16 protein-coding genes and 1 tRNA gene are annotated in these 19,722 nt (G+C 70.8%); 11 read left to right on the plus strand and 6 right to left on the minus strand.

From position 1 onward, the window contains the following. Positions 1-6 precede the first annotated feature (6 nt). The 4 genes from gltX to AB0F72_RS20745 all read right to left on the minus strand — a co-directional run bounded on the left by gltX (position 7) and on the right by AB0F72_RS20745 (position 7,122). Positions 7-1,413, minus strand: coding sequence for a glutamate--tRNA ligase (gene gltX, locus AB0F72_RS20730; RefSeq protein WP_360433563.1), 1,407 nt, complete (start codon positions 1,411-1,413; stop codon positions 7-9). A gap of 155 nt (positions 1,414-1,568) precedes the next feature. Beyond that, the gene (locus AB0F72_RS20735; protein ID WP_360433566.1) at positions 1,569-3,689 is read right to left on the minus strand and encodes a methyl-accepting chemotaxis protein; all 2,121 of its coding nucleotides are present in this window, start codon (positions 3,687-3,689) and stop codon (positions 1,569-1,571) included. An 83-nt stretch (positions 3,690-3,772) separates the two neighbouring features. Next, positions 3,773-6,511, minus strand: coding sequence for a pyruvate dehydrogenase (acetyl-transferring), homodimeric type (gene aceE / locus AB0F72_RS20740; RefSeq protein WP_360433569.1), 2,739 nt, complete (start codon positions 6,509-6,511; stop codon positions 3,773-3,775). A 206-nt stretch (positions 6,512-6,717) separates the two neighbouring features. Then, complete coding sequence (locus AB0F72_RS20745) at positions 6,718-7,122, minus strand: YjbQ family protein (protein ID WP_360433572.1); 405 nt, start codon at positions 7,120-7,122, stop codon at positions 6,718-6,720. 50 nt (positions 7,123-7,172) lie between these two features. Here AB0F72_RS20745 and AB0F72_RS20750 point away from each other — a divergent pair, with 50 nt between their 5' ends. The 4 genes from AB0F72_RS20750 (at position 7,173) to AB0F72_RS20765 (ending at position 10,589) form a co-directional block, all read left to right on the plus strand. After that, complete coding sequence (locus AB0F72_RS20750) at positions 7,173-9,419, plus strand: transketolase C-terminal domain-containing protein (protein ID WP_360433575.1); 2,247 nt, start codon at positions 7,173-7,175, stop codon at positions 9,417-9,419. A 99-nt stretch (positions 9,420-9,518) separates the two neighbouring features. Beyond that, positions 9,519-9,950 carry a DUF3052 domain-containing protein gene (locus AB0F72_RS20755; RefSeq protein ID WP_014441437.1) on the plus strand — a complete coding sequence of 144 codons (432 nt, stop codon included), beginning with the start codon at positions 9,519-9,521 and terminating at the stop codon, positions 9,948-9,950. Positions 9,951-10,015: 65 nt separating this feature from the next. Next, complete coding sequence (locus tag AB0F72_RS20760; RefSeq protein WP_360433578.1) at positions 10,016-10,489, plus strand: peroxiredoxin; 474 nt, start codon at positions 10,016-10,018, stop codon at positions 10,487-10,489. 28 nt (positions 10,490-10,517) lie between these two features. After that, positions 10,518-10,589 (plus strand) — tRNA-Val (locus AB0F72_RS20765). 476 nt (positions 10,590-11,065) lie between these two features. On the opposite strand, the gene AB0F72_RS20770 is transcribed toward AB0F72_RS20765, so the two are convergent. Next, complete coding sequence (locus AB0F72_RS20770; protein WP_360433581.1) at positions 11,066-11,581, minus strand: DUF402 domain-containing protein; 516 nt, start codon at positions 11,579-11,581, stop codon at positions 11,066-11,068. A 187-nt stretch (positions 11,582-11,768) separates the two neighbouring features. Between AB0F72_RS20770 and AB0F72_RS20775 the strand changes: the two genes are divergently transcribed. Next, positions 11,769-12,632, plus strand: a complete 864-nt coding sequence (locus AB0F72_RS20775) for a hypothetical protein (RefSeq protein ID WP_360433584.1) — start codon at positions 11,769-11,771, stop codon at positions 12,630-12,632. Positions 12,633-12,731: 99 nt separating this feature from the next. On the opposite strand, the gene AB0F72_RS20780 is transcribed toward AB0F72_RS20775, so the two are convergent. Further along, positions 12,732-13,367: a bifunctional DNA primase/polymerase gene (locus AB0F72_RS20780; protein ID WP_360433587.1), complete on the minus strand. Its 636-nt coding sequence runs from the start codon at positions 13,365-13,367 to the stop codon at positions 12,732-12,734. 246 nt (positions 13,368-13,613) lie between these two features. Between AB0F72_RS20780 and AB0F72_RS20785 the strand changes: the two genes are divergently transcribed. The 6 genes from AB0F72_RS20785 (at position 13,614) to AB0F72_RS20810 (ending at position 19,635) form a co-directional block, all read left to right on the plus strand. Further along, positions 13,614-14,840, plus strand: coding sequence for a helix-turn-helix domain-containing protein (locus AB0F72_RS20785; protein ID WP_360433590.1), 1,227 nt, complete (start codon positions 13,614-13,616; stop codon positions 14,838-14,840). A gap of 49 nt (positions 14,841-14,889) precedes the next feature. Further along, a complete protein-coding gene (locus AB0F72_RS20790) occupies positions 14,890-15,474 on the plus strand; it encodes a flavoprotein (protein WP_360433593.1) in 585 nt (194 codons plus the stop codon). 123 nt (positions 15,475-15,597) lie between these two features. Next, positions 15,598-16,431 carry a Nif3-like dinuclear metal center hexameric protein gene (locus AB0F72_RS20795; RefSeq protein ID WP_360433596.1) on the plus strand — a complete coding sequence of 278 codons (834 nt, stop codon included), beginning with the start codon at positions 15,598-15,600 and terminating at the stop codon, positions 16,429-16,431. Next, positions 16,428-17,162, plus strand: coding sequence for a C4-type zinc ribbon domain-containing protein (locus tag AB0F72_RS20800; RefSeq protein WP_360433599.1), 735 nt, complete (start codon positions 16,428-16,430; stop codon positions 17,160-17,162). Before AB0F72_RS20795 ends, AB0F72_RS20800 begins: the two co-directional genes overlap by 4 nt. Beyond that, positions 17,159-18,268 carry a bifunctional RNase H/acid phosphatase gene (locus AB0F72_RS20805; RefSeq protein ID WP_360433602.1) on the plus strand — a complete coding sequence of 370 codons (1,110 nt, stop codon included), beginning with the start codon at positions 17,159-17,161 and terminating at the stop codon, positions 18,266-18,268. The genes AB0F72_RS20800 and AB0F72_RS20805 overlap by 4 nt, the downstream gene beginning before the upstream one ends. Positions 18,269-18,342: 74 nt before the next feature. Further along, positions 18,343-19,635 carry a glycoside hydrolase family 18 protein gene (locus AB0F72_RS20810; protein ID WP_360433605.1) on the plus strand — a complete coding sequence of 431 codons (1,293 nt, stop codon included), beginning with the start codon at positions 18,343-18,345 and terminating at the stop codon, positions 19,633-19,635. Positions 19,636-19,722 lie beyond the last annotated feature (87 nt).

Genomic DNA, 19,722 nt, shown 5'->3' on the forward strand with positions numbered 1-19,722 from the left:
AATCCGTCAGAGACGGGCGCGAGCTGCGGAAATGCGGGCGAGCGTGCGCTCCCGGCCGAGCGTTTCAAGCGACTCGAACAGCGGCAGACCGATCGTCCGGCCGGTGACCGCGACGCGTACCGGAGCCTGGGTCTTTCCCAATTTGAGACCTCGCGCCTCGCCGACCTGCTCGAGCGCCGCCTTGAGCGGTTCGGCCGACCAGTCGGTCAGGGCGCCGAAGGCGGCCGCTGTCGCGTCCAGAATGTCCGCTGCACCCTCCTTCATGGCCTTCGCCCAGGATGCGTCGTCCTGCACCGGCTCGTCCAGGAAGAGGAAGTCGACGTAGTCCACGATCTCGGAGAGCACCGCGATGCGGGTCTGCGCGAGCGGGGCGATCGCCGCGAACACCTCGGCGTCGAACGCCGCCGGCGACCACGGCGGCGCGGCGATGGTGTCGGTGCCGGTCAGCCACGGCGCGCAGACCTGGGTGAACTCGTCCGGGGTGAGCGCCCGGATGTACTCACCGTTGAAGGCGCGCAGCTTCTTGATGTCGAAGAAGGCCGGGGCGTGGTTCACGTCCTCGATCCGGTACTCCTCCTCGACCACCGACCACGGGACGATCTCCCGGTCGCCGGTGGGCGCCCAGCCGAGCAGCATCAGGTAGTTGCGCATCGCGGCGGCGAGGTAGCCCTCGTCCCGGTACGACTCCAGGGCCACCTTGTCGCGGCGCTTCGACAGCTTCTGCCGTTTCTCGTTGACGATCACCGGCACGTGGCCCCAGACCGGCGGCGTGGCGCCCAGCGCCTCCCAGAGCAGCTGCTGTTTCGGCGTGTTCGGCAGGTGCTCCTCGGCCCGGAACACGTGCGTGATGCCCATGCTCATGTCGTCCACGACGTTGGCCAGCAGGAACACCGCCGAGCCGTCGCTGCGGGCGATGACGAAGTCCTCGATCAGCTTGTTCTCGAACGTGGGCTTGCCGCGGACCAGGTCGACGACCACTGTCTCGCCCTCGTCCGGCGTGCGGAACCGCAGCGCGCGGCCCTCACCCGGGCCGAGCCCCCGGTCGCGGCAGAAGCCGTCGTAACCGGTGTGCGTGTTGCCGCTGCGGGCGATCACGTCGTCGCGCTTGCAGTCGCAGTAGTAGGCCTTCGCCTCGCCGTAGAGCCGGGTCGCGGCGGCGGTGTGGTCGGCGGCGTAGGACGACTGGTAGTAGGGCCCCTCGTACGTCCCGCGCTCGATGCCGATCCAGTCGAGCGCCGAAATGATGCCCTCGGTCCACTCGGGCCGGTTGCGGGCGGCGTCGGTGTCCTCGATCCGCAGCACGAAGACACCGTCGTGCTGATGCGCGTAAATCCAGTTCTGCAGCGCGGAGCGGGCGCCGCCCACGTGGAACATGCCGGTCGGTGAGGGAGCGAAACGTACTCGAACAGTCACGACCCCCACCCTACCGAGAGCTTTCGGGTACGGGTGACCGGCTCACACGACCGCATCGGCGCGTCCCGCCCGTGCCGCGCGGCCGTCTGCCGGGTCAAGGCCGTCCGGCGTCCTTCGCTATCGGTGCCACTCGAGGTGGAGACCGTCCCGGCCGTTCAGACGGTGAACCGGCCGACCAGCCCGGTGAGCCGCTGCGCGGTCGCGGTCAGCTCGGCGGCCGCCTGATGAGCATCCGCCACCGAGCGTCTGGTGCCCTCCATCGCGCCGCTGACCGTACCGATGCCCTCGGCGATGTCCCGGCTGCCGCCGGCCGCCTCGGCGATGTTGCGGGCCATCTCAGCGGTCGTGGCGGCCTGTTCCTCGACCGCCGCCGCGATCGCCGTCTGGAAATCGTTCACCTGCGCGATCCGCGCCGAGATCGCGTCGATCGCGGTGACCGCGCGAGCGGTGTCCGCCTCGATCGCCGCGACCCGGGCCGTCACGTCCTCGGTGGCCCGCGCGGTCTCCTGCGCCAGCTCCTTGACCTCGCCGGCGACGACCGCGAAGCCCTTGCCGGTCTCGCCGGCCCGGGCCGCCTCGATCGTCGCGTTCAGGGCGAGCAGGTTGGTCTGCTCGGCGATGTTGGCGATCAGCTTGACCACCTCGCTGATCGCGGCGGTCGAGGTGCGCAGCTCGCTGATCACGCCCGCCGCGGCGGCGGTCAGCCCGACACCGTCCCGGCCGGCCTGCGCGGCCTCCTGGGCGTTGTGTGAGATCTCGGTGATCGACGTGCCCATCTGCTCGGCGCCGGACGCCACCGTCTGCACCACGTGCGACACGGTGTCCGCCGAGGAGCTGACCGTGCCGGCCCGCTCGGCGGCCGTGTCCGAGGCGCTGGCGAGCTCGCCGCCGGTCGCCGCGACCCGCTGGGCGGTGCCGCTCACCTCCGCCGAGGCGCCGGTCACCTCCTGCATGACGGTGCGCAGCTCGGTGACGGCGGTGTTCAGCGCGGTGGCCGCCTCGCCGATCTCGTCGCGGCCCCGGTCGTCGGCCCGGACGGTCAGGTCCCGCCCGGCCAGCCGGGTCAGCGCCCCGGTGAGCCGGCCCAGGCGGCCGGAGAGCCGGGCGGCCTGGAAGTACGCGAGCGCGGCGCCGGCCAGCGCCAGCAGCACCGCGGCGATCACGAAGGCGGTCAGCATGGTGCTGCGGCCGTCGCGGACCACGGCGACAGTGCTCTCCGCGTCCGCGTCGTACCCGCCGACCGTGACCGCCCACTGGTACGGCGCGTAGTACGCCACCGTGGTGGTGGTGTCCCCGGCCGCCGCCCCGGCCGCGCCGGGTAGCTGGTAGGTGGTCCGCCAGGTGGCGCCGTCGTCCAGTTCGGGCGCCTTGGTGACGATCTCCTCGACGTACGCGGTGCCGGTGGCGTCGGTGGCGTCGAGGATGGTGGTGCCGGCGACGCCCGCCAGGCTGGAGGCGATCACCCGGCCCTTGTCGGCGGCGAGCGTGCTGAGCACCGTGACCCAGCCGTTCTCCCGGACCTGCTGCTCGGAGATCGCCGTGGTGAGGTTCTCCAGCGCGCTCTCCTGCGGCACGCCGACGAAGAGCGCGCCGACCACATCACCGGAAGCGTCCTTGATCGGGTCGTACGCGGTGATGTACCAGGTGTCGACCACCTGGGCCACGCCCCGGTACGACTTGCCGGCCTTGATCGCGGCGGCCACCGCGTTCGGGTTACCGTCCGCGCCGACGGCCGGGATGTACGTGCCGATCACCCGATTGCCGGTGGTGCCCTTGACCGTGGTGGCGACCCGGAGCAGGTCGCCGGCGGTGTTCATCCGCTGGAACATCGTGACCGCGCCGCCGACCAGCTCCTGCGCGTCGTCGACGAACGGGGTGGCCTTGTCCGGGTCGGTGTTCTGCCCGAGCCAGCGGCCGTCCACCGTGACCCGGGGCAGGGTCACCGTGGACTTCTCCTGGTTCACCTGGTTCGTCGCGGTCCAGGTGGTGGTCCGGGACGCGAGGGTGACGCCGCCGCGCTGGTCCAGCAGCCCGTTGGCGCTGGTCATCCCGACGTCCACGCCGTGCTGGACCTCGTCGCCGACGGTGCTGACCAGCGTCGCCACCGACGACGTGGTGCGGTCCAGTTCGGCCTCGTTCTGCTTGAGCACCTCGTCCTGGGTGCTCTCCGCGAACCGGCTGCTCTGCCAGGCACCCACGCCGACCAGGACCAGCGCGGTGACCAGGACACTACCCAGGCCGAGGAACAGGAGCTGTTGGAGGATGCGAAGCCGCATAACCCCCAGATCGGCACTTCCGGGCCGAAGACTGAGGCGGCCCGCCGCGAAATCGCGACGGGCCGCCTCGGATACCGCTTTTCCTAGCTGTCGCCGCCGGTCTCGCCCACCGGAGCGGCGTTGACGTCGTCGATGGCGTACTTGCGGGCGGCCTCGGCCGGCACGTGCTTCGCCACCTTGCCGCGCAGCGCGAGCTCGCGCAGCGTCGCCACGGTGACCGACTCGCCGTCCACGTGGAAGTGGCGGCGCAGCGCGTGCCGGGTGTCGCTCATGCCGAAGCCGTCGGTGCCGAGCGAGGTGTACCCGTTCGGAACCCACCGGCTGATCAGGTCCGGCACCGCGCGCATCCAGTCGCTGACCGCGACCGACGGGCCCTCGGTGTTCTCCAGCTTCTGCTGGATGTAGGGCTTGCGGGGCTCGTCGCCCGCGTGCAGCAGGTTGTGCTCCTCGGCCTCGATGGCGTCGCGGCGCAGTTCGGTCCAGGAGGTGACCGACCAGACGTCGGCGCTCACGCCCCAGTCCTGGGCGAGCAGCTCCTGGGCCTTGAGCGCCCAGCGCATGCCGGTGCCGGAGGCGAGCAGCTGCGCCTTCGGGCCGTCCGTCGCCGGGCCCTCGCTGAACCGGTAGATGCCCTTGAGCAGGCCTTCCACGTCGACACCCGCGGGCTCGGCGGGCTGGATGGCCGGCTCGTTGTAGATGGTGAGGTAGTAGAAGATGTTCTCCTGCTTCTCGCCGTACATCCGGTGCAGGCCGTTCTCGACGATGTGCGCGATCTCGAACGCGAACGCCGGGTCGTACGCCACCACGGCCGGGTTGGTCGCCGCGATCAGCAGCGAGTGCCCGTCCTCGTGCTGCAGGCCCTCACCGTTGAGCGTGGTCCGCCCGGCGGTGGCGCCCAGCAGGAAGCCGCGGGTCATCTGGTCGGCGGCCGCCCACAGCTCGTCGGCGGTCCGCTGGAAGCCGAACATCGAGTAGAAGATGTACAGCGGGATCATCGGCTCGTCGTGCGTCGCGTACGACGTGCCGGCCGCGATGAAGCTCGCGGTCGAACCGGCCTCGTTGATGCCCTCGTGCAGGATCTGGCCGTTCGTCGCCTCCTTGTAGGACAGGAACAGCTCCCGGTCCACGGAGGTGTAGGTCTGGCCGTGCGGCGAGTAGATCTTCTTGGTCGGGAAGAGCGAGTCCATGCCGAACGTGCGGGCCTCGTCCGGGATGATCGGCACCCACCGGGCGCCGAACTCCTTGTCCTTCATGAGGTCCTTGAGCAGGCGGACGAACGCCATCGTGGTGGCGACCTTCTGCTTGCCGCTGCCCCGCTTGATGTCGCCGAACGCCTTGGACTCGGGAATCGCCAGCGACTTGTGCTTGGTCCGCCGGCTGGGGATCGATCCGCCCAGGTCACGGCGCCGCTGCATCATGTACTCGAACTCGTCGGACTTCTCGCCGGGGTGGTAGTACGGCGGGAGGTACGGGTTCTCCTCGAGCTGCTTGTCGCTGATGTCGAGGTAGAGGCGGTCCCGGAAGCCCTTGAGGTCTTCCAGGGTCAGCTTCTTCATCTGGTGGGTGGCGTTGCGGGCCTCGAAGTGCGAGCCCAGCGTCCAGCCCTTGATCGTCTTGGCGAGGATCACGGTCGGCTGGCCGGTGTGCTCGGTGGCCGCCTTGTACGCCGCGTAAAGCTTGCGGTAGTCGTGGCCGCCGCGCTTGAGGTTCCACACCTCGTCGTCGGTCATGTTCTCGATGAGCTTGCGGGTCCGCGGGTCACGGCCGAAGAAGTGCTCCCGGACGTACGCCCCGGACTCGCCCTTGTAGGTCTGGTAGTCGCCGTCCGGCGTCGCGTTCATCAGGTTGACGAGCGCGCCGTCGGTGTCGGCGGCGAGCAGCGAGTCCCACTCCCGGCCCCAGACGACCTTGATGACGTTCCAGCCGGCGCCGCGGAAGAAGGCCTCCAGCTCCTGGATGACCTTGCCGTTGCCGCGGACCGGGCCGTCCAGGCGCTGCAGGTTGCAGTTCACCACGAAGGTGAGGTTGTCGAGCTCCTCGCGGGCGGCCAGGCCGATCGCGCCGAGCGACTCGACCTCGTCCATCTCGCCGTCGCCGAGGAACGCCCAGACGTGCTGCTGGCTGGTGTCCTTGATGCCCCGGTTGTGCAGGTACCGGTTGTACCGCGCCTGGTAGATCGCGTTCAGCGGGCCGAGGCCCATGCTGACCGTCGGGAACTCCCAGAAGTTCGGCATGAGGCGCGGGTGCGGGTACGACGGCAGGCCGCCACCCGGGTGCGACAGCTCCTGCCGGAAACCGTCCAGCTGGTCCGTGGTGAGACGACCCTCGAGGTACGCCCGCGCGTACATGCCGGGGGAGGCGTGGCCCTGGAAGAAGATGTGGTCGCCACCGCCCGGGTGGTCCTTGCCCCGGAAGAAGTGGTTCATGCCCACTTCGTAGAGGCTGGCGCTCGACGCGTACGTCGAGATGTGGCCGCCGACGCCGATCTCCGGGCGCTGCGCCCGGTGCACCAGCATCGCCGCGTTCCACCGGATGTAGGCCCGGATGCGCCGCTCGACGAACTCGTCACCGGGGAACCACGGCTCCCGCTCCGGCGGGATGGTGTTGATGTAGTCGGTGGACGTCAGTGGCGGAACGCCGACCTGTCGCTCCCGGGCACGCTCCAGAAGGCGCAACATCACATAACGGGCTCTTTTCGCGCCGCGCTCGTCGATGACTCCGTTGAGCGACTCGACCCACTCGTTGGTTTCCTCGGGGTCGATGTCGGGAAGCTGGCTCGGCAGGCCATCGCTGATCACCGGGCGCTTTCGCTCCGTGGCCACAGGCAATCCTCTTGGTTGAGTGTCGTTTACACCGGGCGACCTAGGTGGCGAATCGCTCGGTCAGGAACTCCATCCTGCCCCCTTTCGGTGGGCAGCGTCACGCCTACCCGACGTGTCAGCGATGCGCGACACATGTACTGACCAGTAACATTCTGGTGATCTGTGTCGCCGCCTGGATGGTTGTCGCCACTGCTTGGCTGCTCAACTCAGCCGGGCAGGAAGGAGAAACGGACCTGCCGGATCGGGTTGTCGCCGTTCGGGTCGACCAGGCAGATCGACTGCCAGGTGCCGAGGGCGATCCGGCCGGCGATGACCGGCAGGGTCGCGTACGGCGGGATCCAGGCGGGCAGCACGTGGTCGCGCCCGTGCCCGCGGGAGCCGTGCCGGTGCTGCCACTTGTCCTCGGCCGGCAGCAGGTCGTCGATCGCGGTCAGCAGGTCGTCGTCCGAACCCGCGCCGGTCTCGATGATCGCCAGGCCGGCCGTGGCGTGCGGCACGAAGACGTGCAGCAGGCCGTCCTGCTCGGACGCGACGAACCGCTCGGCCTCGGCGGTGATGTCGTGCACCACGGGAGAGTTGCCGGTCCGTACGGTGATCAGTTCGGTGCGCATGGTCCATATATATCGGCCTTCCGCATTGGCAGTGTCACCGTGGGTCGGGAATGCTGAATCGCGTGACCAGCCCGCAAAACCTCGACGAGCGGTTCCGCGATGCGGTCTCGGCCCTGCGGTCACCGGAGAGCCGGCGTGATCCCGGCGACCCGGTCCGCGACGGCAGCACCCTGACCGGCGCCCGCACCCGGGAACTCTTCGACGCCCAGCTCACCGCCCGCCACCTCGACCTCGCCGCCCGCTGGCTGCGCAGTTTCAACGAAGGCTTCGCCACCACCGGCTCGTCCGGCCACGAGGGCAACGCCGCGATCGCGGCGGCGCTCCGCGGCGACGATCCGGCGTTCCTGCATCATCGATCGGCGGCCTTCTATTGCGTACGGGCCGCGGACCGGGCCGGCGCGGCGGGGAGCGACCCGGCCCGGCGGCTCGAGGACGCCGCCCGGGACGTGCTGCGCGGCGTGGTCGCGTCGATCCGTGACCCGGCCACCGGCGGTCGCGACAAGCTCTTCGGCAATCCCGACCTGCACCTGCTGCCCGCCATCTCCACGCCCGGCGGGCACCTGCCCCGGGCGGCCGGCCTGGCGCGGTCGCTCAGCCGGGCCGTCACGGCGCCCTGGCCCGCCGACGCGATAGTGGTCGCCTCGTTCGGCGACGCCGGCGCGAGCGGGCCGGCGGCCGCCGCGGCGCTGGAGATGGCCGGCCGGGCCGGCGCCGACGGCAAGCCGGTGCCGCTGCTGCTGATCTGCGAGGACAACGGGCCGGACGCGACCGATCCGGACGGCTGGGTCGCGGCCCTGCTGCGCGGCCGTCCCGGGCTGCGGTACAGCTTCGCCGACGGGTGCGACCTCGCCGCCGCCTACGACGCGGCGGTGGAGGCGGCCGGGTTCGTGCGCGCCGAGCGCCGGCCCGCCGTGCTCCGGCTCGCCACCGTCCACCTGCTCGGGCAGGCCGGCGACCCGGACCCCGGCCCGGCCCCGGAGGACGCCGGTGACCCGCTGATCGGCACCGCCCGGCTGCTGGTCGAGGCCGGCCTGCTCGGCCCGGACGATGTGATCACCCGGTACGACGAGGTCGGCTGGCAGGTCCGCAAGGCCGCCGAGGAGGTGCTCGGCGAACCGAAGCTCGCCTCGATCGGCGAGATCGTGGCATCCCTGGCGCCGCGCCGCCCGCTGCGGGTGGCACATGCCGTCGCCGAGGCCGCCGAGCGCGCCGCCGGTCCCGGCGCGGCCGCCCGGGCGCAGGTCTTCGGCGGGCAGCTGCCCGAGCACGCCGGGCCGCTCACCCTCGCGCAGACCCTCAACGCAGGCCTCACCGAGGCGCTCGCCGCCGATCCGACGCTGCTGGTGTTCGGCCCCGGCATCACCGGCGGCGGCCCGCACGGCGTCACCACGGGCCTGCGCGAGCGCGGCGGCGACCGGGTGCTGGACACCCCGCCGGACGTCACCACGGTGCTCGGGCTGGCCCTGGGCGCCGGCACGGCCGGGCTGATCCCGGTGCCCGAGATCACCGGGCTGGCCGCCCTGCACACCGCGGCCGAGCAACTGCGGGTCGAGGCGGCCGGCATGTCGCTGCTCTCCTCCGGGTCGTACCGCAACCCGATGGTGCTGCGGGTCCCCGGCCTGGCCCAGCCGCTCGGGCTCGGCGGCCACCTCGCCAACGACAACTCGGTCGCGATGCTGCGCGACATACCGGGGATCGTGGTGGCGGTGCCGGCCCGGGCCGCCGACGCGGCGCCGATGCTGCGCTCCTGCCTGGCCGCCGCGGCCGTCGACGGGACGGTCAGCGTCTTCCTCGAACCGGCCGCCCTCTACCAGACGAGGGACCTCTATCAACAAGGCGACAGCGAGTGGCTGGCGGCGTACCCGGAGCCGTCGAGCTGGGCCGGTGAGCACGTCCCGATCGGCCGTGCGCGCATCTACGGGCTCGGCACCGCCCAGGATCTGACCATCGTGACGTACGGCAACGGAGTACGAATGTCGCTCCGTGTCGCTGCCCAGTTGGCCGCGGACGGGTACGGTTCCCGGGTGGTCGATCTGCGCTGGCTCTCCCCGCTACCCGTTGCTGACCTGGTAAGGGAGGCATCCGTCACCGGACGGGTGCTGATCGTCGACGAAACGCGCCGCTCCGGCGGGGTTGGCGAGGGCGTTCTGGCCGCTCTGGTGGATGGGGCTTTTGTCGGTTCCGTGCGCCGGGTGGCGGCCGCCGACGCCCCGGTTCCGCTGGGTCCGGCAGCCCAGCAGGTTCTGGTGGGAGAGGATGCCATCACACAGGGTGCCCACACACTGCTGGCGCGGTAAATTGCCACACACCCGGTGCGCCACTTGCGCACCGGGCCCGGAGTGTGTGGACTACCCCAAAGGTTCCGGGGATTTTTCACGGCTAGGAGGATTTGGACAGTGAGCGCGACCGCGGGTCAGGCCGACGGCGTACGCAGCCTGGCGGACCGGTTCGGCTTCGAGCCGAACATGGTGGTCATGGAGATGGGTTACGACGACGATGTCGACGAGGATCTCCGTGATGCCCTGACCGAACGCGTCGGAGATTTGGTCGACGAGGACACCGACGAGGTGGTCGACGCGGTGCTGCTGTGGTACCGCGACGGCGACGGTGACCTCTTCGAACTGCTTACCGATGCACTGGGCCCTCTCGCCGACAACGGCGTGGTGTGGCTGCTGACCCCCAAGGCCGGCCGTGATGGCCACGTCGAACCCAGCGAGATCAGCGAGTCCGCGCCGACCGCCGGTCTGCAGCAGACGTCGACGCTGAACGCCGGCAAGGACTGGACGGGCGCACGTCTGGTCTCACCGCGGGGCGCCAAGAAGAAGTAGCTCGCTGCCTCCCTCACTCGAGGTCGGCGCCCGACGGGGCGCCGGCCCTGGTTAGGCTGGGCACCATGCCGATCGAGGTGGGCCAGCCGGCACCGGACTTCACCCTCAAGGATCAGAACAACCAGGACGTGCGGCTCACCGACTTCCACGGCCGCAAGGCAGTCCTGCTGATCTTCTATCCGCTCGCGTTCAGCCGCCGCTGCCACGGCGAGCTGACCGAGGTCCAGGAGAACCTGCCGGCGTACGCGAACGACCGGGTCCAGGTCCTCACCGTGAGCGTCGACTCGGTCTACAGCCACAAGGTGTGGGCCGAGCAGGAAGGCTTCGGCTTCCCCCTGCTGGCCGACTTCTGGCCGCACGGCGAGGTGGCCGCCGCCTACGGCGTCTTCGACGCCACCCGGGGCTTCGCCAACCGCGGAACGTTCCTGGTGGACACCGCGGGCGTGATCCGCTTCGCCGAGATGAACGGTCCGGGCGAGGCCCGCGACCAGTCCGCATGGCGGGCGGCCCTGGCGGCCCTGGAGGAGCCAGCAGGGTAGGATGACCACTCCGGTCCCACCGTGTGCCGGGCGCGTAGCTCAGTGGGAGAGCACTCGCCTTACAAGCGAGGGGTCGCAGGTTCGAAACCTGCCGCGCCCACGCGAGTCCGAGGCCCCTGTCCGCAGAAAGCGCGGACCGGGGCCTCGCGTCATTCCTCTCCGGGGGCCGAGCCCCCGGACGCCCCACGGTGCGGGGCTCGCTCTGTGGGGCTCGCTCTGTGGGGCTTGCTCTGTGGGGCTTGCTCTGCGGGGCTTGCTCTGTGGGGCTTGCTCTGTGGGGCTTGCTCTGTGGGGCTTGCTCTGTGGGGCTTGCTCTGCGGTCTGCCGCTTTCTCTGTGTGGCAGGCATTTCGCGAATCCGCCGTCCGGCAGTGGGCCGGGTTCACTGCGCGTCACGGTGAGTTGCCGGCGATGGTGGAGTGCTTCTGCTTTGCGGCATTCTGCGGGGCCCGGGGTGTCCGCGGCTTTCCGCGAAGCGCGATATTCACCTCGGATGCCGGCACGTCGGGTGACGATCACGGACGCTGATCGGCGGGGGCTCTCGTGCGGAACCGGTGCTGGGGCGGAACGGAATGTGTCACTGCCGGGGGAGGCGGGACAGCCAGGTTCGGTAGTGGGTGGCGAACGGCTCGGCGGGGCCGGACAGGGCCGTGCGGAGCGTCTCGGCCGCCGTGGTGGCGCCGGCCACGACGTGGGCCGGGTAGCCGAAGCGGTGGCGGTTCTCCTCGAACTCGTCCTCGTCGTCGACCACCACCCGGCCGCCGGGGCGCAGGCGGATCACGTCGATGTCCAGGTCGATCACGGTGAACTCGGACGGGCCGGTGCGCTCGACCGGGGTCGTCACGTCGCAGTAGATCTCGGAACGGCTCGGCTCGGCGGTGAACATTGCCATCCACCAGGCGTCCCGGGGCAGCAGGCGTACGGCGTCGTGGCGGGTGCGTTCCCGGCGGCGCCAGCCGTAGCTGTAGCGGACCAGTGTGCCTCGCGGGGTGCCGACCCAGGTGCCGTGCTCGTCGTCGCCGAGGAGCGTGCCGGTGACCCGGCGGTGGGGGCGGCCGTCGTACTTGCGCAACACCAGCTCGACACGGTCCACGCCAGCGAGGTTAACCAGCGCCGCAACGGCAACCGGGGTGCACCGGCGGGTGTCTCAAGGCGCCGGGCGGTCTACCGATCGGGTCTGGTACCTGCGGGGACGACCCCGTGGGTGGGCGGGTCCCGGCCGGTTTCCCCTTGGCGGCCGGGCCCGCCCGGCGACCGGGACGACTTGACGGAGGCTTGCCGTGGGCACGGAACCGCACGCCGGCTGGGACCTGCACGTCGGCTCGGACGTCGAGAAGACTGTCGTATCCCCGTACCCGATCAAGTGCCGCAGCGGGCGCGCCCGCCGGACCCGCACCGGTTCGCTGGTGGAGAGCGTTCCGTGCGCGCCGAGCGGGCGGACGCTGGAGCAGCGCGTGGTCGTCACGGCCCGGGTCGCGTTGCCGCTGCTGTTCGTCTCCGCGGTGCTCAGCGCGTTCGGGTTCAGCTGGTGGCTGGGCGCGGCGGGCAGTGTCGCGCTGGTCGCCTGGCTCTGGCGCCGGCTGGCCCGGGGCGCTCAGCCGGGCGCGTTCGCGGTGCCGCGTGACCCGGCGTCGCGGGTGCTGTGGACGGCCGCCGAGCGGACCGCCTTCGACGGCGCCCTGGCCGCCTCGCACCGGGTCCGCGGCACCTGGCCGGCGCTGGCCGGGATGGTCGACCCGGTTCTCGCGGACCGTTCGCTGACCCGTGCCCTGGACGAGCTCGCGACGGTGCTCACCCGCCGGCAGGAGCTGCGCCGGCTGCGCGCCGACCTGCGCGGCGTGCGACTGGCCGACATCCCGGCGGACAGCCCGGCCCGTGCCGCGGTGGCCGAGCAGTCGGAGCGTGCCGAGGAGTTGTGGCGGGAGACCGGCGCGGCCGCCGACCGGATCGTGCGCAGCATCGACACGGCGGCCCTGGCGGGGGAGACCTTTCTGCGTGAGCGCCAGGTCGCGGCGACTGCCCGGTACGCGGAACGCACCCTCGCCCGAGTGACCGGCGCGCCGGCCGCCGAGAGCGGACCGGAGCTGGCCGACCGCACCGAAGCCGTGATCGCCGCCTACCGTGACCTGGCCCCGGTCACCTGAAATAGTGACTCGCGCCACAGGCGTTGACGTACTACCTTGTCGAGTGACATGTGCTCGCGCGCGCACGCCCGGTCAACCGTCCGCTTCCGGCGACGACGGTCAGGCCGCGCGGCGCGATGTGGACACTTGCCGGGGGATGATCGGGCGGGAGCTCGGCCGGGCGGCCGCGACCAGAAGCTCCTGGACCCGGTCGGCGTCCGGCAGCCGCCACTCCACCTGCTCCGGCGGGACGGTCCAGCGGATCGATCCGTCGAGCATGCGGTTCGGCGGCGCGGGGATCCACGAGCCCAGGCCGTGCCGGATCACGTCGAGCCGGTGCTCCAGCTCCGGGCGCAGCGCCCGGCCGGGGCGCACCAGGAACATCCACCGTCCAGCGGAGGTGTCCGCGACCGGCCCGAGGCAGGTCATCCGGCGGCCGAGCGACGCCGGCACCTCCAGCACGTCGAAGCCCACCCCGGTGGGCAGCAGCACGGTGTGCGCCTGACGGCGCCACCAGGCGGCGATCCGGATCGGGTCGCCGGTGGCCGATTCGGCCCAGGAGTCGAGCGCCGGGTGGCACCCGGTGATCGTGCATCCGGGACGGCCACAGTCGAAACGGCGGCCGGCCAGGTACGCGCCGGGCGTCACGTCCCAGCCGTGCGCGGCATAGCGCAGCGCGGCCCGGCGCAGGCGTACGCGGTCGAGACGATCGAGGAGCGCTGGTGGGACGAACGGCTGACGGCTGGTCCACTGCATAGCTCGATAACCCCCGGATCCGGGTGTGTGGCCGCTGTTGGTTCAGGAAGAGCCGTATCCCGATGCGACGGACGTCGTTGGGCCCGGCAGATTCACCCTTTGCAACTTGCAGAAAAACTACGAGCATCGGTTAGCAGGCGATCACACACGCTGTGCGATCTGTGCGCACGTGAGCGGTCCACACTGCGACTGACACCGGATGGCTCGACCGGCGCCAAGGGCCGCCGGTCGAGTGGGGGAGGCACCGTGGACGAGCTGCCGATCGGCCGCCGCGTCGCCTATTGGCGTGGCCGACGCAAGATGTCCCAGCAGGTGTTCGCTGACCGGCTGGGCAAATCCAAGAGCTGGGTCGACAAGGTGGAGCGGGGAGTCCGCCGGCTCGACAAGTTCTCCGTCGTGTACGACATCGCCGACGTGCTCCAGGTCGATGTCCAGCTGCTGCTGGGCAAGGAGGTGGAGCGCAAACCGGAGACGCAGAACTGTATCGACCAGGTAGAGGTCGAGGAGATTCGTGCTGCTCTGGAGCGATATGACCAGATGAGTGCGTTCTTCCAAGCGGTGCCACACTCGCCGCCGATCGCGGAGATGCGCAAAGCGGTCAGCCACGCCTGGCTGACCTACCAGCACGCGAAGTACGGCGCGCTGGCCCGGGCCCTGCCGAAGCTGTTGCGTGACGCGCAGGCCGCGGACAGCGCCCACGCGACCAGCGACGACGCGCCCGCCGCGGCGCACCTGCTCGGGCAGGTCTACCAGATCGCCTCGTCTGCGCTGCGGAAGGTCGGCGAGCACGAGCTCTCCTGGCTCGCCGCGGACCGCTCGATCGCGGTCTCCCAGCGAGCCGGCGACCAGCTCCTCGCCGGTCTGGCGAGTTACCGGGTGGGCAGCGCTCTGCTCGCGCTCGGCCGGGTCCGGCCGTCGCTCGAGGTGAACGTCAACATCGCGAACCGGCTCGCGCCCGGACCGGAACGAGCCCGCGGCGAGCAGCTCTCGGTCTACGGGATGCTGCTGCTCAACGGCGCGATGTCGGCGGCCCGGATCGGGGACAGCGCGACCGTCCGTGATCTGCTCAGCGGCGCCGAGCAGGCCTCCATCGAGCTGGGCGGCGACTTCAACCACTACTGGACCAGCTTCGGGCCGACGAACGTGCAGCTGCACCGCTGCGCGACAGCTGTCGAGCTCGGCGACGGCCGGCTGGCGGTGGAGGCGCACGAGCGGATGAACAAGGAAGGGTTCCACGCCATGCTCCCGGAGCGGCGTGCCCATCATTACCTGGACATCGCTCGTGGCTACACGCAGATCGGCGACGTGGAGCGGGCCGGCGAGATGCTGCTCGAGGGCGATCGGCTCGCCCCGTCGGAGATCCGTTGCCGCCCGCTCGCCCATGAAGTCCTTTCCGACGTGCTCAGGCGTACCCGGGGCACGCCGCCGGCGCCGATCGCGGAGCTGGCTGAACAGATGGGAGTCGGCGTATGACGGGACCTTCAGTCCGTCTTAGGGCGGGCGGGTGGGGGGTCAGGGCGTAATGACCGTCAACCCCTCACCCGGTGTGCTGTACGTGCTCGTGTGCGGCTCACCGATGGCCCGGGACGTCGGGACGCTCGTCAGCCTCGCCCAGGGCGAAGGCTGGGACGTCTGCGTGGTGACGACCCCGGACGGCCGCAAGTTCGTGGACGTGGCGGCCCTGCAGGCGCAGACCGGGCACCCGGTCCGCTCCGACTACAAGAGTCCCGGCGACCCCGACGTGCTGCCGCAGCCGGACGCGATGATCGTCGCGCCGGCGACCGTCAACACTGTCAACAAGTGGGCCGCCGGGATCACCGACACCCTGGTCCTCGGCCTGCTGGTCGAGGGGTACGGCTACGGCGTGCCGACCGTCGTGGTCCCGTACACGAACAAGATCATGGCTTTGCACCCGGCGCTGCACGAGAGCCTCGCGAAACTGCGGGACTGGGGTGTGCAGGTGCTCTACGGCGAGGATGTCTGCCGTCTCGGCGGCCCGGGCCAAACCGACCGTTTCCGCGGGCAGTTCCCCTGGCGGCGTGCGCTGCAGGCGGTGAACGGGCCGGTGACGGCGGGCAGCCGAGTCGAGCCTGGAGCGGTTTCCTAGGCATATAGAGTTGCTGGTCGTGACCGACTGCACCGAGTGGCACCCCACCGCACCTGACGACGGCGTCGAAGACGAGGGCCAGAAGGGCACGACGGAGCGGGCTCTGTCGTGACAGTCCGCAAGATGGTTGAAGCGCTCGACCAGCGTTACCCGAGAGCCTGGGCTGAATCGTGGGACCGGGTCGGTCTGGTGCTCGGCGATTTCGACCATGCCGTCACCCGGGTCCTGTGCGTCGTCGACTGCGTGCCGGAAACCGTCGAGCAAGCTCTCGACCTGGGCGCCGAACTGATCGTCGCGCACCACCCGCTGCTGCTCAAGCCGGTGTCGTCGATCGCCCCTGACACGTACAAGGGCCGGATCATCCATCGGCTGATCAAGGCGGATGTGGCGCTGTACACCGCGCACACCAACGCCGACGTGGCGAACCCCGGTGTCTCCGACGCGCTTGCCGCGCGCCTCGGCCTGACCACCCTGCGCCCGCTCGTGCCCGCCGAGGGCGCGGCCGCGGGGGAGGGGCGTGGCCTGGGCCGGATCGGCGAGCTTCCGGAACCGCTGTCGCTCGCCGCGTTCACCCGCCTCGCCGCCGCCCGGCTGCCGGCCACCGCGGCCGGGGTGCGCGCCGCCGGTGACCCGGCGCGGATGCTGCGGACCGTCACGGTCTGCGGTGGCGCGGGTGACTCCTTCCTGTCCGCCGCGACGCGGTCGGGCGCCGACGCGTATCTTTGCGCGGACCTGCGTCACCACCCGGTCAGTGAGCATCTCGCCGATGGTGGCCCGGCGCTGCTCGACGTCGCACACTGGGCGAGCGAGCGTCCCTGGCTCGACGACGTGGCCACCTGGCTGCGTGCCGAGTTCGGCGTCGACGTGGTGGTGTCCGACATCGACACCGACCCCTGGACTGTTCAAGCCGTTGCCGCGGATCTCCCGGCTTTCGGAGAGAAGGAGAACCACTCGTGAAGGCCGCCCCGGAAGCCCAGCGCCGCCTGCTCGACCTGCAGGCCGTGGACACCACCCTGGCTCAGCTCGCGCACCGCCGTAAGTCCCTGCCCGAACTGGCCGAGATCGACGCGGTCGCGCGGGAGATCTCCGCGCTCGAGGACGACCGGGTCCGCGCCCAGGTCGTGGTCGACGACCTGGACCGGGACATCAGCCGGCTGGAGAAGGACATCGACCAGGTCCGGCTCCGTAAGGACAAGGACCAGAAGCGCCTCGACGCCGGCGGCTCGCTGCGGGAGGTGGAGGGCCTGCAGCACGAGCTCGCCACGCTCAACCGGCGGCAGTCCGAGCTGGAGGACGCCGAACTCGAGCTGATGGAGCAGCGGGAGACCGCGGAGGCCACGCTCACCGAGGTGCAGGGCCGGATCTCGGCGGCGGTCGCCCGGCGGTCCGAGGCCGAGCGCAAGCGCGACGAGGCCTACGCGGAGATCACCAAGGAGCAGGAGTTCAAGACGGCGTCGCGGGTGCCGCTCGCCGCCGACCTCCCGGCCGACCTGGTCACCCTCTACGACAAGATCCGGACGGAGACCGGGCTGGGCGCGGCGCTGGTCTACGCCGGCCGGTGCGGCGGGTGCCGGATCGAGCTGTACGGCGCCGACCTGAACCGGGTGAAGGCCGCCCCGGCCGACGAGGTGGTCCGCTGCGAGGAGTGCCGCCGGATCATGGTGCGTACCGCGGAGTCCGGCCTATGAGTCTGCACGTGATCGTCGAGGCGGACGGCGGGTCCCGGGGCAATCCGGGACCGGCCGGCTTCGGCGCGGTGGTCAAGGAGGCGGCCACCGGCGAGATCCTGCTGGAGAGGTACGACTCCGCGGGCGTCACCACGAACAACGTCGCCGAGTACTCCGGTCTGATCGCCGGCCTGCGTGCCGCCGCCGAGCTGAACGCGACACGGGTCGACGTGCGGATGGACTCCAAGCTGGTCGTCGAGCAGATGTCCGGCCGCTGGCAGATCAAGAACGCGGGGCTGCGCCCGCTCGCCGCCGAGGCGGCCACCCTGGTCGGCAAGTTCGACGAGGTGACCTTCGACTGGATCCCCCGGGAACGGAACAAGGACGCCGACGCGCTGGCGAACCGGGCGATGGACGAGGCCGCCGGCAAAGCGCCCCGGACCGGACAGCCGCTCCCGTCCGAGAAAGCGCCGGCGACCCCGAAGTCCTGGGCCCCGCCGGCGCTGGAGAACGCCACCCGGATCGCCCTGGTCCGGCACGGCTCCACCCCGATGACAGCGCAGGGCCGGTACTCCGGGCGCGGCGACGTGCCGCTCACCGACGAGGGCGAGGCGCAGGCGATGGCCGCGGCCGGCCGGGTCGCCGGGATCTTCCCGGAGGTGGCGGCGGTGCTGAGCTCGCCGCTGTCGCGCTGCGTGCGGACCGCCGAGCACATCGCCGCGCAGGTGGGTGGCGTGCCGGTCACGGTGATGGACGACCTGATCGAGTGTGACTTCGGCGCGTGGGAGGGCCGCACCTTCGCCGAGGTGCAGGAACGGTGGCCGGCCGAGATGTCGGCGTGGCTGGGTTCGACGAGTGTCGCCCCGCCGGGCGGGGAGTCCTTCCAAGCGGTCGCGAAACGTGTGCGGGGTGCCATGGCGACGGTGCTTTCCGCGTACCCGGGGAAGGCCGTTGTGGTTGTCTCCCATGTCTCACCGATCAAATTGATCCTGCGGGACGCGCTGGCCGCCGGCGACGCGTTCCTGCACCGGCTGTACCTCGACGCGGCGGGGGTGTCCACGATGGATGTCTGGCCGGACGGGAACATCGCGGTGCGGACGGTCAACGAAACAGCCCACCTTCGATAGTTGACCCTGACAGGGCGAGACGTTTAGCTTCCTCGATTAGGAAACTTTCTTCAACGTTTCGCCCTGGAGGGCTCATGCGCGGTTTATCCCGTCGCCTCGTTGCCGTCGCGGCCGCCGCCGCGTCCGTCGTGGCCGCGGCGCCGTCCCCTGCACAGGCTCATTCGCACGGTTCTTCGAAGAAGCACGTCGCTGTCGCCTATTTCACCCAGTGGGGGATCTACGGCCGTGACTTCCAGCTCGCCGACGTCCAGAGCTCGGGGGCGGCGAAGCGGCTGACCCATATCAACTACGCCTTCGGCCCGGTCACCGCGGACGGCGTCTGCGCCTCGGCCGACCCATGGGCGGACTGGCAGACGCCGTTCTCCGCGGAGAACAGCGTGGACGGCGTCGCCGACGTGGCGGAACAGCCGATCGCCGGCAACCTCAACCAGCTCGCCGAGATCAAGAAGAAGAACCCCGGCCTCAAGGCGCTGATCTCGCTCGGTGGCTGGAGCGGCTCGGCCTACTTCTCGGACGCGGTCCTCACCGACGCCTCCCGCAAGAAGCTGGTCAGCTCCTGCATCGACCTCTGGATCAAGGGCAACCTGCCCGGACTCGCCCCGGGCGTCGCCGCCGGCATCATCGACGGCATCGACCTGGACTGGGAGTGGCCGGGATCCTCCGGCAACACCGGCAACATCATCCGGCCCGAGGACAAGCAGAACTTCACGCTGCTGCTCGCCGAGTTCCGTTCCCAGCTGGACAAGCTCGGCCGGGCGAACCGGAAGCACTACGAGCTGACCGCTTTCGTCCCGGCTGCGCCTGCCAAGATCGACGCCGGCTTCGAGGTCGCCAAGGTCTTCAAGTACCTCGACTTCGCGACAGTGCAGGGCTACGACTTCCACGGCACGTGGGAGGCGACGACGAACCAGCAGTCCGCGCTGCGGGTCCCGGCCGGCGCGCCGGACAACCCCGACTTCTCGGTCGAGAACACGATCAACGCGTGGCTCGCCGGTGGGGCGCCGAAGAAGAAGCTGGTCCTCGGCGTGCCGTACTACGGCCAGGGCTGGACCGGGGTCAGCGGCGGCGGGGACGGTCTGTTCCAGCCGGCCACCGGGCCCGCGCCGAGCGTCTTCGGTGGCGGCACCGAGGACTACAAGACGCTGAAGAACCTGCCGGCGCAGGGCTACACCGTGCACCGTGACCTGCGGAACGGGCACGCCTGGCTCTTCGACGGGACGACCTTCTGGACGTACGACGACCCGGCTGTCCTGCTGCAGAAGTCGCTCTACATCCGGGCCAAGGGCCTGGGCGGCGCGATGATGTGGTCGCTCGACGGCGACGACTCCCGGGCGTCGCTGACGAAGGCCATCACGGCCGCGCTCTGACGACGGGTGGGCGGTGCGTCCGTTCGGCGCACCGCCCCGCTCGTTCGGCGCATAGGGGATCGCCTGATCGACCGATGTCTCGTTAGC

Origin of the sequence: Actinoplanes sp. NPDC023936 (assembly GCF_040639325.1) — a bacterium.
GTDB lineage: Bacteria > Actinomycetota > Actinomycetes > Mycobacteriales > Micromonosporaceae > Actinoplanes.

Bases quoted from the DNA above. Each gene is read 5' to 3' on its own strand.
- AB0F72_RS20750 (WP_360433575.1), top strand. From the start codon at position 7,173: ATGCTGAATCGCGTGACCAGCCCGCAAAACCTCGACGAGCGGTTCCGC.
- AB0F72_RS20790 (WP_360433593.1), top strand. From the start codon at position 14,890: ATGACCGTCAACCCCTCACCCGGTGTGCTGTACGTGCTCGTGTGCGGC.
- AB0F72_RS20810 (WP_360433605.1), top strand. From the start codon at position 18,343: ATGCGCGGTTTATCCCGTCGCCTCGTTGCCGTCGCGGCCGCCGCCGCG.
- AB0F72_RS20805 (WP_360433602.1), top strand. From the start codon at position 17,159: ATGAGTCTGCACGTGATCGTCGAGGCGGACGGCGGGTCCCGGGGCAAT.
- AB0F72_RS20780 (WP_360433587.1), bottom strand. From the start codon at position 13,367: ATGCAGTGGACCAGCCGTCAGCCGTTCGTCCCACCAGCGCTCCTCGAT.
- AB0F72_RS20760 (WP_360433578.1), top strand. From the start codon at position 10,016: ATGCCGATCGAGGTGGGCCAGCCGGCACCGGACTTCACCCTCAAGGAT.
- AB0F72_RS20795 (WP_360433596.1), top strand. From the start codon at position 15,598: ATGGTTGAAGCGCTCGACCAGCGTTACCCGAGAGCCTGGGCTGAATCG.
- AB0F72_RS20745 (WP_360433572.1), bottom strand. From the start codon at position 7,122: ATGCGCACCGAACTGATCACCGTACGGACCGGCAACTCTCCCGTGGTG.
- AB0F72_RS20735 (WP_360433566.1), bottom strand. From the start codon at position 3,689: ATGCGGCTTCGCATCCTCCAACAGCTCCTGTTCCTCGGCCTGGGTAGT.